This window comes from Amycolatopsis echigonensis (genome assembly GCF_014174495.1).
In the GTDB taxonomy this organism is placed as follows: Bacteria; Actinomycetota; Actinomycetes; order Mycobacteriales; family Pseudonocardiaceae; genus Amycolatopsis; species Amycolatopsis echigonensis.
On the sequence record NZ_JACJHR010000042.1, the window covers coordinates 1 to 15,242 of the forward strand.

Sequence of the window (15,242 nt, forward strand, 5' to 3'; positions counted from 1 at the left end):
CCAAACGCTCGCCTGCCGCAAAACCGCCAGTCCAGCACCGCGTACTCACCCAGCACGCAACCGCACCCAGGCACGCAGCCGCCACTCCGGCACACGGCCACCGCCACGCCGGGCCCGCCTCGGGACGCGAACCCGGCGGGCACTCGTCAGTCCACTCCCTCCTCCGCTTCGCGGAGACTCGGCGGTGTCGGCAGATGGTTTCCCGGATGCTCCGGATCGCAGCCGACCCGGGGCAAGCGCGCCCGGATCCCGCCCGGTGTCCGCGCGAAATGCCGGGCCAGCTCGGCCACCGAGTCCCCGGCGAGCCAGCGGGCCTCCAGATCCGCGTCCATCTCGTCGGTCCACGGCCGCCCCTGCTGGGCCGGGCGTCCGCGCGATCTTCGCCGCGCCCCGCCGCCCGCGAAGGTGCGCAGGCTCGTGTCGAGCAGCTCCGCGACGGTCGCCACGGACGTCACGTCGAGTTCGAGTCTGCCCTCGACGACGGGTTCGCCGTCCGGCCGTTCTCCGCCGACCGTGACGGTGACTCGCTCCGGCTCGCCGTCCTCGCTGCGGGTGACGACGGCGACCTGGTACTGGACATCTCCTGACCGGACCTCGGTCCGGTGCTCCTGAATGATCGTCATGGCCGCGAAGGTATCCGCGACCCCCGACAATTTTCGATCACTTAACGCGATCGGGTGACTGCGGTCCGAAATTGTCAGACCCCCGCCGTAGCGTCCCCGGCGACCCGAAAACACCCGAGGGGGATCGGTGGACCAGCGGAAAAGAACAATGCCCCGGTCTGGCAGGCCAGACCGGGGCACCGAGCACAACACCTCAGAAACGCAGCAACCCGGCGAGCAGGCCCTGCTTCTCCTCCGCCGCGGCTTTCGCCTGGGCATCCGCCTTCTGCTGCGCGCCGGAGGCGACCGGAGACGGAACCGGCTGCGGCACCGGAGCGCATTGGACGTCGGAGTGGTCGCCGCGCACCCGCTTCGGCAGGGCGCCGGTGGCGAGGTAATCAGCGACCTTGTCGTCCACGCACGAAACTCCGGACAGCGATCCGGCGTGCGTCGTCCCGCCGGGCGCGCTGATGAGGCTCGAACGCGGGTAGCGCTTGCGCACTTCGAGGCTGCCCGAGTACGGCGTGGCCGCGTCGAGCTCCTCGCTGATCAACAGCGCGCCGCTCGCCTTGGACCCGTCGATGTCCACCGGCTTGCCCGCCTTCGCCGGCCAGTTCAGGCAGGTCGCGTTGTACCAGGTGTTGCTCCAGGTCTCGAAGGGCGCGCGGGTGTGGGTGGCCCAGGCGTCGCGGCGCCAGCGGTCCCAGTCCTGCGGCCACTGGGCATCAGTGCACTGCACCGCGTTGTAAACCGCGTAGCCGTTGTCGTCGCCGGGCGCGTTCGACTTCTCGTACAACGCTTTCAGCGTCTGCCAGTCGCCGCGGTGCACCCATCCGTCGAACGCCTTCGCCATGTCTTCCCAGCCGAACACGTAGTAGCCGGCCTGCAGGAAGATGTCGGTCCACTCGTCGCCGCCGATCACGCCGCCGGCCGGGTCGCGGTCGAGCTTCCGCTGCTGCGCGTACCAGAGCTGCTCGACGGCCGAGCCGGTTTTGCCGAGGTGGTAGACGTTGTCGTACTTCGCGAGCCAGTCGAAGTAGATCCTGATGTTGCGGTCGAAGGCGACGTCCTGGTCCAGGTTGGCGTCGTACCAGACCTTGCGCGGGTCGACGTTCCCGTCGAGCACCATCCGGCGCATGCGGTCCGGGTACAGCGTGCTGTACACCTGCCCGAGGTAGGTGCCGTAAGAGAAGCCGTAATAGTTGATCTGCCGCTGGCCCAGCGCCTTCCGCAGGCTGTCCATGTCGTGCGCGACGTCGGTGGTCTTGACGTGCTGGAGCAGCGGGCCGTTCTTCGCGCAAGCCTCGGCGTAGCCCTTCGTGCGGGCACGCCAGGTGCTCTCCAGCTGCGGCGTCTTCGGCACGTAAGCCGGACGGCCGGGCGCGAAGTAGCTCCCGTCGCACGTGAGAGCCGGTTTGCTGGAGCCGACGCCGCGGGGATCGAAGCCGATCCAGTCGTAGCTGTCGCCGGCGTGCTGGGGCACGTTCCGGCCGAGCACCGAAAGACCGAGTCCGGAACCGCCGGGGCCGCCTGGGTTCACCAGAAGCACCCCCTGGTACTTCGCGGTCTTGTGCTTCACCCGGGAGACGGCGATCTGCACCGTCGGGCCCGACGGCTGCGCGTAATCCATCGGGACCACCAGGAATCCGCATTCGGCTCCCGCCTTGGCGAGACCTGGTGCGGAACACGGTCCCCACTTGATCGGCGGCGGCGCGTAGTCCGGCCCTTGGGGCTGCACCGCGGTGGCGGCGGGTGCGACAGCCAGCGTTCCGGCCGCGACAGCGGCGGCGGCCAGTGCGGTGACGATTTTCCTCACAGTGGTCCTTTGCGTCCGACGGCAACCAGGGCTCGTCGAAGCTACCGGCTGCACGGCAGAATCTCGTTTCCCGACACGAGCCGCGCTGTCCCCCGATCGTCGGGATCCGAGACGACGGAGGTGGTCCTCAATGGACGCGAGCGAAGCGTTGCTCACGGCGGTGCGAACCGGGCTCGCCGAGCTTGCCGACCCGGTCAAAGCAGCGGAAATGCAGGCGTACATGAAATCCGAGATGCCGTTTCGCGGCGTGCCGAAGCCACCGCGCGGCAAGCTCATGAAGACGGTCCTGGCCGAGCATGTTCTGCCCGATCGAGTGACATACGCCGAGACCGTGCTCGCGTTATGGCGGGAGGCGGAGTTTCGCGAGGAGCGGTACGCGGCGATCGATCTTTCCGGGCACCGCGCCTATCGGCAGTGGCAAGACCCGGAACTGCTGGAGATGTACGACGAGCTGATCGTCGCCGGGGCGTGGTGGGACTACGTCGACGAGGTCGCGATCCGCCGCGTCGGGCCGATCCTGCGCGAGCACCGGGCGGCGGTCACGCCGGTTCTGCGTCGCTGGATGACAGACGCTGATCGCTGGCGCCGGCGAACGGCGGTCATCTGTCAGGTCAGCGCGAAGGGCGACGTGGACCAGAAGCTGCTCGCCGACGCGATCGAGGCGAACCTGGGCGATCGAGATTTCTTTCTGCGCAAGGGAATCGGCTGGGCGTTGCGAGACCATGCGCGCGTCGAGCCGGAGTGGGTCCGCGCGTTCGTCCGCGCGCACCCGGGATTGTCCCCGCTGTCTGTTCGGGAGGCGATGAAGCACCTCGGCTGACGTGAACCGTTTACGGCAAAGAAAGGAGGAATGCCATGACACCAGCGCTCCCCCGCCCCGGCTGACCGGCCGGTGGCCGGAGCGCGGGGCGGGGACAGCGTCGGATCAGGCGCGGAGCGTCGCTCCGAAGCGCTCGCCGGCTGCGGCGACCGCGGCGTCGCGGGCCTTGGTGGCCTCGTCGACGGTGAGGGTGCGATCCGCGGCGCGGAAGCGGAGCTTGTACGCCAGGGAACGCTTGCCTTCGCCGAGCTGCTCGCCGGTGTAGACGTCGAAGAGGGTGATCTCCTCGAGCAGTTCGCCGGCGCCTTCGCGGAGCACGTCGGCGAGGTCGGCGGACGGGACGTCCGTGCCGGCGACCAGGGCGACGTCCAGCAGCACCGGCGGGTAGGCCGAGATGCTGGGCGCCGGACGGGTGTCGGGCAGCGGGATCGCGTCCAGGTCGAGTTCCATGGCGACCGTGCGCGGCGGCAGGCCGAGGGCCTCGACGACCTTCGGGTGCAGTTCGCCCGCGTGGCCGACCGGCCAGTCGCCTACGCGCAGCTGGGCGCAGCGGCCCGGATGCCACGGCAGCAGGTCGGCGGCCTGCACCGTGAGCTGCACGCCGGAGGCCTCGGCCACCAGGCGCGCGGCCTGCACGGCATCGGCCCAGCCCGCCTGGCCGCCCTTGCCCCACCAGCCGGCGCGCGGGCGCTGGCCGCTGAGGACGACGGCGACGTGCACCGGCTGCGCGGGCACGGCGGCCTCCAGCACGGCGAGGTCCTCGTCGCTCGGGCGGTGCTCGACGCCGAGGTCGGGGACCTTGAGCTGATTCGGCTTCGGCAGCACGACCTGGCCGATGTGGAACAGCGACACGTCCTTCAAGCCGCGGGAAACGTTGCGCTGCAACGTTTCCAACAGGCCTGGCAGGAGGGTGGTCGCCATCCGGTCGTGGTCGGCTTCGAGCGGGTTCCGCACGCGCACGGTGGTGCGGCGGATGTCGTCCTCGGGCAGGCCGAAGGCGTCCCACACTGCGTCGCCGACGAACGGGAACGGGCGCACCTCGACGTAGCCCGCCTCGGCGAGCGCGCCGGACACCGCGCGGCGGCGGCGCTGCGCGTCGGTGAGACCGCGGCCCGCGGGCGCGGCGGGCAGGACCGACGGGATGCTGTCGTAGCCCTCGAGCCGCAGGACCTCCTCGACGAGGTCAGCGGGCTGCACGAGGTCGCCGCGCCAGCTCGGCGGGGTCGCGGTGACCAGGCCGACGCCCTGGTCGCTCGTGCTGAGCTGGACCTTGCAGCCGATCTGGCCGAGCCGACGCACCGTGACGCCGCGTTCGTAGCGGACGCCGGCGACCTGGTCGGGCAGGTTGATCGGCATGGTCACCGGGGCGTGCGGGGCGACGCCGCCGACGTCGGTGCGGCCCGGGCGGATCGCGCCGTCGCCGTACTGGCGCAGCAGCCGCGCGGCGAGTTCCACCGCGGCCGCGCACAGCGCCGGGTCGGTGTAGCGCTCGAAACGCTTCGCCGCCTCGGAGAACAGCTTGTGCCGGCGCGCGGTGCGGCTGATCGACGCCGGGTTCCAGTGCGCTGCCTCGAGAAGCACGTCCGTGCTCTCCGGGGTAATCTCCGTGCTGGCGCCGCCCATCGTGCCGGCGAGGGAGATGACGCCGCTGTCGTCGGCGATCACGATGTCGTCCGCGTCGAGGGTGCGCTCCACGTCGTCGAGCGTGGTGAGCTTCTCCCCCGCCTTCGCGCGGCGCACCACCAGGTCGCCCTGGATCGAGCTGGTCGCGAACGCGTGCAGCGGGTGGCCCAGCTCGAGCATCACGTAGTTGGTGACGTCGACCGCGAGCGAGATGGACCGGATGCCGGCCAGCATCAGCCGGCGGCGGATCCGCCACGGCGTCGGCGCGGTCGCGTCGAGGCCGGTGACCCGGCGCAGCACGAACCGCGGGCAGCCCTCGGGGTCCTCGACCCGGACCGGCCACGCCTCGCCCTCGGCTTCCGGGAAGTTGTCGAGCATCGCCGGGTCGCCGAACGGCACGTCGAGCGCGTTCGACAGTTCGCGCGCCAGGCCGCGGATCGACAGCGCGTAGCCGCGGTCCGGGGTCGGCGTGACCTCGATGACGGTGTCGTCGAGGCCGAGCAGGTCCTTGGCGTCGTCGCCCGGGCTCGCCGTGCCCGGCGGGAGCACGAGGATGCCGCTGTGGTCGTCGCCGAGGCCGAGTTCGGCCGCCGAGCAGATCATGCCGTCGCTGACCTTGCCGTAGGTCTTGCGCGCGGCGATCTCGAAATCGCCCGGCAGGACCACGCCCGGCAGCGCGACCACGACGAGGTCGCCCTCGGCGAAGTTGCGCGCGCCGCAGACGATGCCGCGCGTCTTGATGCCGTGCGGGCCCTCGTTCTCGAGCGGGCCGTCGTCCTCGTCTTCGTCCTCTTCGGACAGTTCCGCGTCGTCCGGCTCCGGGTCGGGTTCCTCGCCGACCTCGACGCGGCAGAACCGCACCGGCTTCTTGAAGCCGGTCAGCTCCTCGATCTCCGCGACGCGCCCGACCACGAGCGGGCCGGTCACCGGGCCGAGCTCGCTCAGCTCGTCGACCTCGATCCCGATCCGCACGAAGGCGTCGGCCAGGTCTTGCGGCGTGACGTCGGCATCCACCTCGAGATGCTCGGTCAGCCAGCTCACCGGGACTCGCACTACGCCTCCGTTCCGAAGGGAAGGGTGAACCGGACGTCGCCTTCGACCATGTCGCGCATGTCCGGGATGCCGTTGCGGAACTGCAGGGTCCGCTCGATGCCCATGCCGAACGCGAAGCCGGAGTACACCTCCGGGTCGACGCCGCACGCGCGCAGCACGTTCGGGTTGACCATGCCGCAGCCGCCCCATTCGACCCAGCCGGGGCCGCCCTTCTTCTCCTCGAACCAGACGTCGACCTCCGCCGACGGCTCGGTGAACGGGAAGAAGTGCGGGCGCAGCCGCGTCGTGGAGCTCTCGCCGAACATCGCGCGGGCGAACGCGTCGAGCGTGCCCTTGAGGTGCGCCATGGTGAGGCCCTTGTCGACGGCGAGGCCCTCGACCTGGGTGAACACCGGCGTGTGCGTGGAGTCGAGCTCGTCGGTGCGGTAGGTGCGGCCAGGGCACACGACGTACACCGGCAGATCGCGGTGCAGCAGGCTGCGGGCCTGCACCGGCGAGGTGTGCGTGCGCAGCACCAGGCCGGAGCCTTCGTCGCCAACGTAGAACGTGTCCTGCAGCTGGCGTGCCGGGTGGTCCTTGCCGAAGTTGAGCGCGTCGAAGTTGAACCACTCCGCCTCGAGCTCGGGTCCTTCGGCGACCTCGTAGCCCATGGCGACGAAAACGTCGGCGATGCGCTCGGACAGCGTGCTGATCGGGTGCCGGGCGCCGCGCGGGACCTGATCCCACGGCAACGTGACGTCGACGGCCTCCTCGCGGAGCACCCGCTCGTCGCGCTCGGCCTGCAATGCCGCACGGCGCGCGTCGAACGCGGACTGCACCGCCTGGCGGGCCTCGTTGACGCGCTTGCCCGCGTCGGCCTTCTCTTGCTTCGGCAGCGCGGCGATCTCCCGGCGCGCGAGCAGCACCGGCGACTGGTCCCCGAGATGGGCCGGTTTGACGGCGGCGAGCGCGTCCAGGTCGGCCGCGCCGGCGAAGGCGTCCTCGGCCGCCTTGATCGCCGCGCGCAGGGTTTCCGGTGCGAGCACGTCGACCGGCTTTTCTGTGGCTCCGGACATGACTCCTCGGCGTCCGCTGGGACTGGTGTTGTCGGCGGCACGCGGGCATGCCGCCGCACGTGCACATCGGGCAGCTCAGTCTAGGGGATCGGGCACGGGGCCCAGCCGCTCACCCTCCGCTTCCGGAGCGGCCGCGCCGGATCCGCCCCGTGATCACGACCGACCGTCGCCGCGGACCCGAACGGAGGTCAGCGAATCGGGTGAGGACCGCCCGTCGACCGGCTTGCCGCGGACATCTTCCCGGCGGGCTGGGGGCGGAGTTTCGGAGGTGGTCGGAAAGAGGACCGCGAGTCTGGACGTGGGATCGGCACCGGGGAGCGCGATGCGGCTCGTGCCGACGACCGAGTATGGCGGGAGACGCGGCCGGAGCCGTGACAAAGCTCTCGGCAGGATTCCAGCCGGTGGCGAGAGAGGACCTCAACGACGGCGAGTACAGCTGCGACGCGGCAGTCTCGGACTCGGCAGACACGCGGCAAGCCCGCAGTCAGCGGACGGATGACGACATGGCAGGACAATGCGGCTGGCGGCAATGAGCTGGCGACACGTCCAGCGACAGAGCTTCCCGCCGCAACGCGGAAACCGCCGGGTCAAAGGCGGAAGGCAGTCGTCACCTGGCGGAAAAGCTCGTCTTCCGTCATCGTGGTGTCGACCTCGATCGCTCGCACTCCGAGCCGCTCGGTTTCCTCCCGGAGGCGGCTCGTGAACAGGCGGTCCCGTTCGGCCAGGTTGCGAGCAGCCCGCGCCGGATCGCTGGTCTGCCAGACAAAACCCTCCCCCGGTGCGCTCCGGCCCTCGATCGCCGCGTGGCGGAACTCCGGCGTCGGCAGCAGCCAGACGGCCTGGTCCGCAACATCCAGCAGGGGCTTCACAAGGTGCGGCAGCAGCCGGAGCCCTTCGGCGACGCACGGTTCCGGCGGCAGGCGGAGGAGATCTTCGACGATCAGCCCGAAACCCTCGCCCCGGAACCAGTGGAACGTCTCCAGCATGACGTCCGGGGACCGCCGGACCCAGCGTTCGTCCATGTCCATGGCGAGGAACGCGTGCAGCATCGGAGCGGTGGAAGGGGTCGTGCGGGCGGCGTGGGCGCGCATGACGTCGTCGGTGGCGTAGTGGCGCCAGCCGTGGCGGGCGGCGAGGCGGCGGGCGATCGTCGATTTGCCCGCGCCGGGCGCGCCGCCGATCCAGTAGACGTGCCGGAGATCCCGCACGGTCAGCGGTGCGCGGCCATCGCTGCGGTGTAGACGCAGACTGCGGCGGCGGTGGCGAGGTTGAGGCTTTCCGCCTTGCCGTACAACGGGATCCGGACTGCTTCGTCGACCGCGGCCAGAACGTGCTCGGACAGGCCGTGTGCCTCGTTGCCGAAGATCCACGCCACCGGATCTCCGAAGTGGACAGTCTCCAGCGAAGTGGCGGCGTAACCGTGCGCGGCCAGCGTCCGGAGGCCGGCCGAGCGCAGTGCGGTCAGGACCGACGGGATATCGCGGGCTCGGGCCAGCGGGACCTGGAACGTGGACCCGGCGGCGGCGCGGACGCTCTTTCCGTTGTGCGGGTCGACGGTATCGCCAGCCAGGACGACGGCATCGGCGCCGGCGGCGTCGGCTACGCGGATCACGGTGCCTGCGTTGCCGGGTTCGGCGACATCCACGAGGACCACTACCAGCCGGGCCGAGTCCAGGACTGTCTCCAGTGGACGGTCGACGAGCGAGCAGACCGCGATGATTCCTTGCGGCGTCACGGTTTCCGACAGGCCCGCGGCCGCGCGGTCGGTGATCGGCGACACGCGCGGGGCGGCGGCGACCAGCTCAGGATGCGCGGCGGCGGCGCGTTCGGTGACGAACAGTTCGTGCACGGTCCCGTGGGACAGCGCCGACGTGACCGCGTTGACCCCTTCGGCCAGGAAGCGGCCGGTTTTCTCGCGTTCCGCGCGCCGGGTCAGTTTGCGCGCAGCAACGACCCGGGGGGTCCGTTCGGTGAACGGATCCGCCCCGGGCCGGAAAATGCTGCCGGTCAGGCCGACTTCGCTTCGCCGGTCGTGACGTTCGCCTTGGCGAGCTCGGCGAGCGCGGTGAAGGCGGCGGCGTCGTTGACCGCGAGGTCCGCGAGGATCTTGCGGTCCACCTCGACACCGGCGGCCTTCAGGCCCTGGATGAACCGGTTGTAGGTGACGCCGTTGGCGCGAGCGGCCGCGTTGATGCGGGTGATCCACAGCTGGCGGAAGTCACCCTTGCGCGCGCGGCGGTCGCGGTAGGCGTAGTTGAGCGAGTGGAGCGTCTGCTCCTTGGCCTTGCGGTACAGCCGCGAACGCTGGCCGCGGTAACCGCTGGCCAGTTCGAGAGTCGCGCGACGCTTCTTCTGGGCGTTGACCGCCCGCTTGACGCGTGCCACTGGTCCATCCTGTCGAATTCGGGGGGTGCGGGGACCCCGGGGTGGTCGGGAAAGGGTGCGGGCCTCAGCGGCCGAGCAGGCGCTTCACGCGGCTGACGTCGTTCTGGGCGACGTCCGTGGTGCCCTCGAGGCGCCGGGTGAGGCGGCTGGACTTCTTCTCCATCAGGTGGCGGCGGCCGGCCTTCTGGCGACGCAGCTTGCCCGAACCGGTGATGCGGACCCGCTTCGACGTGCCCTTGTGCGTCTTCATCTTCGGCATGGTTGTTCGTCCTCTTCCGTGCGGCGGCACACCGGAAAACCCGGTGTGCCGCTGACTGTGCTGGTCGGCGCCGGGGCGCGCTACGCCTCGGGAGCCGGTTCGGCCTTGACGGCCTTCGGCTTCACGTTCTTGTGCGGGGCCAGCACCATGATCATGTTGCGTCCGTCCTGCTTCGGCGACGATTCCACGAAGCCGAGCTCGGTGACGTCGTCGGCGAGCTTCTGCAGGAGCCGGAAACCGAGCTCCGGCCGGGACTGCTCGCGGCCGCGGAACATGATCGTGACCTTGACCTTGTTGCCCGCCGCCAGGAACCGCGACACGTGACCCTTCTTGGTCTCGTAGTCGTGCTGGTCGATCTTCGGACGCAGCTTCTGTTCCTTGATGACGGTGAGCTGCTGGTTGCGGCGGGACTCGCGGGCCTTCTGGGCGCTCTCGTACTTGAACTTGCCGAAGTCCATGAGCTTGGCCACGGGCGGGCGGGCCTGCGGGGCCACCTCGACGAGGTCGAGATCCGCCTCCTGCGCAAGCCGCAGCGCATCCTCGATCCGGACGATGCCGACCTGCTCGCCGTTGGGACCGACAAGCCGGACTTCCGGCACCCGGATGCGTTCGTTGATGCGTGTCTCGGAGCTGATGGGGCCTCCTTGGTCCGAGTGATGTTTTCTCGTTCGACCTGGTGCCCACACGATTCAGGCCCCGTCGCCGGCTGCTGCCGGTGCACGGGGCCCGCTCTGTCTCCGATCGCGCCCGGCCGGACGGCCGAACGCTTCGCCTCCGCAGTACGCTGCCTGAACGGCATGCACCACTTCGGCGAGACCGGACCCGGACACCTGAGGCGGTGACGCGGGTGGGAGCGGGGCTCCACTTGCCGCCCCCGATCGCTCGGGAGCTGGTCGCACGTGGAAGGGTACCAGACGTGTCTGAACAACCATCGCCACCGCCCCCGTATTCCCCCGACGACCGCGGGCTCGAGGAGATCCCGAGCGTCGAGGTGATCAGCCGCGCCGCGGTGATGCTGCTGTCCGCGGGCGCCGAGCGCCTCGGCCTCGCCGACGCCGACCCGGAGAACTCGCCGCACCGCGACCTCGACGAGGCGCGCCGCCTCATCACCGCGCTCGCCGGGCTCGTGACCGCCTCCGCGGAGTACCTCGGCCTGCACGCCGGACCGCTGCGCGACGGACTGCAGTCTCTGCAGAAGGCGTTCCGCGAGGCGTCGGTCGTGCCGGACCCGCCGGGCCAGGGACCGGGCGAGAAGTACACCGGGCCGGTTTACTGAGCCGGACCCCCTCTGCGCAAGAAGCACGAAGACCCGCCTCGCGGCATCGCCGGGCGGGTCTTCGCCGTTTCCGGCCTTGGACGGGCAGCGCCGGGGGCCTGTGACAGATGGCCGGTGGTCGACGGCGGGCGGGCAGGGGCGGGTGGCGATGGGCTAGGGGCGACGGCGGCTGGCCGAGGACGGTCGGCGGGCGGAAGCCAGGGCGTTCGACACGTCAGCCACTAGGGCGACGGCGCGTAGAGCGGTGCGGCATCAGGCCGCGCGACCGGCTGCCCGGCGGCTGTGCCACACCAGCCGCATGACTCGGCGCCCCAGCTGCCCAATCCCGCCGAATGCTCGACACCACCGCGCGAGCAGCGCTCGGCTATGCCACACCACGCCGCGCGGCCCCGCGACCCAACTGCCCGACCCGGGAACCGGATGCCCGGAACCACCGCGCGACCAGCGCCCCGGCTGCATGCCCCCAGAACCAGAGCCCCCGCCGCACCAGGTCGCGCCCGGCACCCGGCGATCCCCCGTCGTCCCGGGCCATTGCATCCATCGTGAGCAACATCTAACATGTTAGATGTGAGTGCACTCCCCAAGGTCTCCCGGCCGCTGCTGCGCGACGAGGCGTACGAGCGCATCCGGCACGCCATCATCGACGGCAGTCTTCCGCCGGGCACTCCGCTGCGCGACGCGGACCTCGCCGAACAGCTCGGGCTTTCCCGCGCCCCTGTCCGGCAGGCGCTGCTGCGGCTGGCCGAGGACCGGCTGGTCGTGTCGAAGCCGCAGAGTTACACGAGGGTCGCCGAGTTCGTCGCCGACGATGTCCGCGACGCGGTCCGGCTCGTGCGGGCGCTGCATGAGCTGGCCGTGCGCGAAGCGCTCCCCCGGCTCGGCACACAGCAGATCGCGGAAATGCGGGAAGCCAACGACCGGTTTCGCGCGGCCGTCGCGGCAGGGGACGTCGGCAGGGCGATCGAAGCGGACGACGAGCTGCACGACATTCCGGTGCGCGCGTGCGGGAACCGGGCGGTCGCGGCGACGCTCGACCGGTACACGCCGTTGCTGCGCCGTCTCGAATACGCGCGGTTCAGCTCGCTGCCCGCGCATCGCTCGGTCACCCGGCACGAAGAACTCATCGCCGCGCTGGAAGGCGGCGACGAAGCGGCCGCCGCGCGGCTCACTTCAACGATTTGGACCGACCTCGAAGCCCTCCTGGAGGACGCGTGAGCCTGGCTGATTTCCCCCGTTTCCCGTTGCTCGTCGGACCTTCGCCGGTGCACCGGCTGGACCGGCTGACCGAACACCTCGGCGGCGCGACCGTCTGGGCCAAGCGCGAGGACCTCAACTCCGGCCTCGCCTACGGCGGCAACAAGACGCGCAAGCTCGAATACCTCGTCGCCGACGCGCTGGCCCAAGGCGCGGACACGCTCGTCTCGATCGGTGGCGTCCAGTCGAACCACACCCGGCAGGTCGCGGCCTCGGCGGCGCGGGCCGGAATGAAAGCCGTGCTGGTGCAGGAAAGCTGGGTCGACTGGCACGATCCGCTGCACGACAAGGTCGGCAACATCCAGCTCTCGCGGATCCTCGGCGCGGACGTCCGGCTCGTCGACGCCGGGTTCGGCATCGGCTTCAAGGAGAGCTGGGAGCGGGCGCTGGCGGAGGTCGAGGCGAACGGCGGCACGCCGTACGCGATCCCGGCCGGAGCCTCGGACCACCGGCTCGGCGGGCTCGGCTTCGCGAACTGGGTGCTGGAACTGGAAGAGCAGGAACGCGAACTCGGCGTTTTCTTCGACACCGTCGTGGTGTGCTCGGTCACCGGCAGCACGCAGGCGGGGATGATCGCCGGAGCGGCCGTGAGCGGGAAGCCTCGGCGGATTCTGGGGATCGACGCGTCGGCGAAGCCGGACGAGACGCGCGAGCAGATCGGCCGGATCGCCAAGAGCACGGCGGAGCTGATCGGGGCCGGGCAGGTCGAAGAACCAGAACTCGACGAGCGTTATCACGCGGGCGTCTACGGCATTCCGGACGAGCGGACGCTCGACGCGATCCGGACCGCCGCGCGGCTGGAAGGCATGATCACCGACCCGGTGTACGAGGGGAAGTCGATGGCCGGGCTGATCGATCTCGTGCGCACCGGCGAAATCGCGAAGGATTCGAACGTGCTCTACGCGCATCTCGGCGGGCAGCCCGCGATCAACGCGTACACGAGCGTGCTCGGCTGAACCGGGTGCCCGGCCGCGGCCGGGCACCCGTGCGGCTCAGTCCAGGACGGCGAGCACGTCGATCTCGACCAGGAGACCGGCGGGCAGCCCGACGTACACCGTGGTGCGGGCCGCGTACGGGGCTTCGCCGATCAGCTCGTTGTAGACCTCGTTGAACGCGGCGAAGTGGCTGGTGTCGGTGAGGTACACGCGCACCATCACCGCGTCCGCGAAGCTCGAGCCCGCTTCTTCGAGCAGCGCGGTGAGGTTCTTGAACACCTGCCGGGTCTGGCTCACCACGTCGTCGCCGACGATCTCGCCGGTGGCCGGGTCGAACGCGACCGCGCCGGCGACCTGCAGGATGTTCCCCTTGCGGACGGCCTGCGAGAAGTTCGCCGGCGGCTTCGGCGCGTTCTCGCTGGTGATCGCCGTCTTGCCCATCATTGCCCCTTTCCGTTCCCCGTCCATCCACTGTGGACGGAAGCTTCCTCGGCGGCGGCCAGCAGCTCGGGCACGAGCGCCAGCAGCCCCTCGTAGTCCAGCAGGACCTTCGGCACCGACATCGACGCCGCGGCGAGCACCTCTCCGCCCGCGCCGCGCACCGGCGCGGATATGCAGTGGATGAAGTCCTCGTGCTCGGCATTGTCCACGGCGTACCCGCGCTCAGCGACCTGGTCGAGTTCGGCCAGGTACGCCTCGGGCGTGGTGATCGTGTTGGCGGTGAGCACGACGTAGTCGATCGAGCGGGCGATCTCCTCGCGTTTCGCCCTCGGCATCGCCGCGACGAGCACCTTGCCGACCGCGGTGCAGTGCAGCGGCGCGCGTTTGCCGACCCGCGAGTACATCCGGACCGCGTGGTGTCCCTCGAATTTGTCGATGTACACCACCTCGCCGTCCTCATAGGACGCCAGGTGCACGGTGTGCCCGGTGCGCGAGTTCAGCGCGGCGAGCGCGTCGTGCGAACTGCGCCGGACGTCGCGGTCCTCCAGTGCCTGGTTGGCGAGGTCGAAAAGCGCGCTCCCGAGCCGGTAGTGCCGGGCTCCTTCGCGCCGCACGAAATGGTGCGATTCGAGGGTGCGCAGCAGCCGCAGCACGGTCGTCTTGTGCACGCCGATCTCTTCGGCCAGCTCGTCGAGCGTCTTGCCGCCGCGGGCGAGACCGCTCAGCAGGGTCAGCGCGCGGTCGAGACTTTGGCTCACGTGACCACCACTCCCTCTCCGGTGAGCCGGAACGAACCCCAGCTGTCGGCGTCCGCCCGCACCAGTTTCGTCACGACGGCCTCGGCCAGCGGCACGCCGACGTCGTCCTGAGTCAACAGTGTGGCCGCAGCTTGCAGGTGGCCACGCCGGAGCCTGGTCAGGGGGTCAGCTCCGCGCAGGGTGGCGGCCAGGAACCCGGCGGCGAAGGCGTCTCCGGCACCGACCGGCTCGACCACGTCGACGCGAAGCGCGGGCGCGAACAGCGGTTCGGCCGAGCCCTCGACAAGCGTCGCACCGCGTTCCCCGTGCTTGACCACCAGCGTGCGCGGGCCGGGCAGAAGCGCGCGCAGCCGCGCCGGATCGCCGGTGCCCCACACGCGCTCCGCCTCGTCGTCGCCGGTCAGCACAAGATCGGCCTTCCCGGCCAGTTCGGCGAGGACGGACTGGTCGCGTCCGGCCCACAGCGCGGGGCGGTGATTGACGTCGAACGACACGAGCAGGTCGCCGCGCGGACGGTCGAGCAAGGCGCGGACGAGCGCGAGGCAGCTGTCCGAAAGCGCGGGCGTGATCCCGGAAAGGTGCAGTACGCGAACGCCGGAGAAGTCCAGCCGGGACACCAGTTCCGGACCCATGCCGGACGCGGCGGATCCCGAGCGGTAGTAGCGGACCGGACTGCCGCCCGCGCCGCTTTCCTTCACGTACAGCCCGGTCGGGCGGGTCGGGTCGACCACGACGCCGCGGACGTCCACGCCGGCCGACGCGATCTCGCGGACGAGCGCGCGGCCGAACGGGTCGTCGCCGACCGCGCTGACCCATCCGCTCGGCACGCCGAGGGCGGGCAGGTGGCACGCGACGTTCGACTCCGCGCCGCCGATGGTGCGCAGCCAGGTGCGCACCTCGTCCGGCGGGCCGGGTTCGGCGGGCACGAACAACGCCATCGATTCGCCGATGCAGAGCACTTCGGG

At 70.6% G+C, this 15,242-nt stretch carries 16 protein-coding genes; 4 read left to right on the forward strand and 12 right to left on the reverse strand.

Features of this window, described 5'->3' with window-relative positions:
- Positions 1–146: 146 nt before the first annotated feature.
- Both H5411_RS26445 and H5411_RS26450 read right to left on the reverse strand, forming a co-directional pair.
- Entirely contained in the window at positions 147–623 is a 477-nt protein-coding gene (locus tag H5411_RS26445) for a helix-turn-helix domain containing protein (RefSeq protein ID WP_101439384.1), read from the reverse strand.
- Between the two features lie 193 nt (positions 624–816).
- On the reverse strand, positions 817–2,418 hold the full coding sequence (locus H5411_RS26450; protein WP_183125370.1) for an alpha/beta hydrolase: 1,602 nt from the start codon (positions 2,416–2,418) through the stop codon (positions 817–819).
- Between the two features lie 130 nt (positions 2,419–2,548).
- Here H5411_RS26450 and H5411_RS26455 point away from each other — a divergent pair, with 130 nt between their 5' ends.
- Positions 2,549–3,238: a DNA alkylation repair protein gene (locus H5411_RS26455; RefSeq protein WP_101439382.1), complete on the forward strand. Its 690-nt coding sequence runs from the start codon at positions 2,549–2,551 to the stop codon at positions 3,236–3,238.
- 105 nt (positions 3,239–3,343) lie between these two features.
- Here H5411_RS26455 and pheT read toward each other — a convergent pair whose 3' ends face one another.
- From pheT to infC, 7 genes are all read right to left on the reverse strand, one after another.
- Complete coding sequence (gene pheT, locus H5411_RS26460; protein WP_101439381.1) at positions 3,344–5,914, reverse strand: phenylalanine--tRNA ligase subunit beta; 2,571 nt, start codon at positions 5,912–5,914, stop codon at positions 3,344–3,346.
- Positions 5,914–6,969, reverse strand: a complete 1,056-nt coding sequence (pheS, locus tag H5411_RS26465) for a phenylalanine--tRNA ligase subunit alpha (RefSeq protein ID WP_101439380.1) — start codon at positions 6,967–6,969, stop codon at positions 5,914–5,916. Before pheS ends, pheT begins: the two co-directional genes overlap by 1 nt.
- Before the next feature lie 587 nt (positions 6,970–7,556).
- Complete coding sequence (locus tag H5411_RS26470) at positions 7,557–8,177, reverse strand: AAA family ATPase (RefSeq protein ID WP_244194839.1); 621 nt, start codon at positions 8,175–8,177, stop codon at positions 7,557–7,559.
- 2 nt (positions 8,178–8,179) lie between these two features.
- Positions 8,180–8,968 (reverse strand): TrmH family RNA methyltransferase, encoded by a 789-nt coding sequence (locus H5411_RS26475; RefSeq protein WP_376772230.1) that lies wholly within the window; start codon positions 8,966–8,968, stop codon positions 8,180–8,182.
- An 8-nt stretch (positions 8,969–8,976) separates the two neighbouring features.
- Positions 8,977–9,354, reverse strand: a complete 378-nt coding sequence (gene rplT / locus H5411_RS26480; RefSeq protein WP_009079612.1) for a 50S ribosomal protein L20 — start codon at positions 9,352–9,354, stop codon at positions 8,977–8,979.
- A gap of 64 nt (positions 9,355–9,418) precedes the next feature.
- Positions 9,419–9,613 carry a 50S ribosomal protein L35 gene (gene rpmI, locus H5411_RS26485; RefSeq protein WP_101439379.1) on the reverse strand — a complete coding sequence of 65 codons (195 nt, stop codon included), beginning with the start codon at positions 9,611–9,613 and terminating at the stop codon, positions 9,419–9,421.
- Positions 9,614–9,693: 80 nt separating this feature from the next.
- Positions 9,694–10,302, reverse strand: coding sequence for a translation initiation factor IF-3 (gene infC, locus H5411_RS26490; protein WP_460431750.1), 609 nt, complete (start codon positions 10,300–10,302; stop codon positions 9,694–9,696).
- 227 nt (positions 10,303–10,529) lie between these two features.
- Here infC and H5411_RS26495 point away from each other — a divergent pair, with 227 nt between their 5' ends.
- The 3 genes from H5411_RS26495 (at position 10,530) to H5411_RS26505 (ending at position 13,099) form a co-directional block, all read left to right on the forward strand.
- Positions 10,530–10,889, forward strand: coding sequence for a DUF1844 domain-containing protein (locus H5411_RS26495; RefSeq protein ID WP_037370356.1), 360 nt, complete (start codon positions 10,530–10,532; stop codon positions 10,887–10,889).
- Between the two features lie 567 nt (positions 10,890–11,456).
- Positions 11,457–12,104, forward strand: a complete 648-nt coding sequence (locus tag H5411_RS26500) for a GntR family transcriptional regulator (RefSeq protein WP_369333440.1) — start codon at positions 11,457–11,459, stop codon at positions 12,102–12,104.
- Positions 12,101–13,099, forward strand: coding sequence for a 1-aminocyclopropane-1-carboxylate deaminase (locus H5411_RS26505; RefSeq protein WP_101439376.1), 999 nt, complete (start codon positions 12,101–12,103; stop codon positions 13,097–13,099). The genes H5411_RS26500 and H5411_RS26505 overlap by 4 nt, the downstream gene beginning before the upstream one ends.
- A 36-nt stretch (positions 13,100–13,135) precedes the next feature.
- Here H5411_RS26505 and H5411_RS26510 read toward each other — a convergent pair whose 3' ends face one another.
- From H5411_RS26510 to H5411_RS26520, 3 genes are read right to left on the reverse strand one after another with little or no spacing between them, the layout of a single operon-like run.
- Entirely contained in the window at positions 13,136–13,519 is a 384-nt protein-coding gene (locus H5411_RS26510) for a RidA family protein (RefSeq protein ID WP_043828490.1), read from the reverse strand.
- The gene (locus H5411_RS26515) at positions 13,519–14,277 is read right to left on the reverse strand and encodes an IclR family transcriptional regulator (protein ID WP_101439375.1); all 759 of its coding nucleotides are present in this window, start codon (positions 14,275–14,277) and stop codon (positions 13,519–13,521) included. Before H5411_RS26515 ends, H5411_RS26510 begins: the two co-directional genes overlap by 1 nt.
- Entirely contained in the window at positions 14,274–15,215 is a 942-nt protein-coding gene (locus H5411_RS26520; RefSeq protein WP_244194965.1) for a sugar kinase, read from the reverse strand. The genes H5411_RS26515 and H5411_RS26520 overlap by 4 nt, the downstream gene beginning before the upstream one ends.
- Positions 15,216–15,242: the final 27 nt, after the last annotated feature.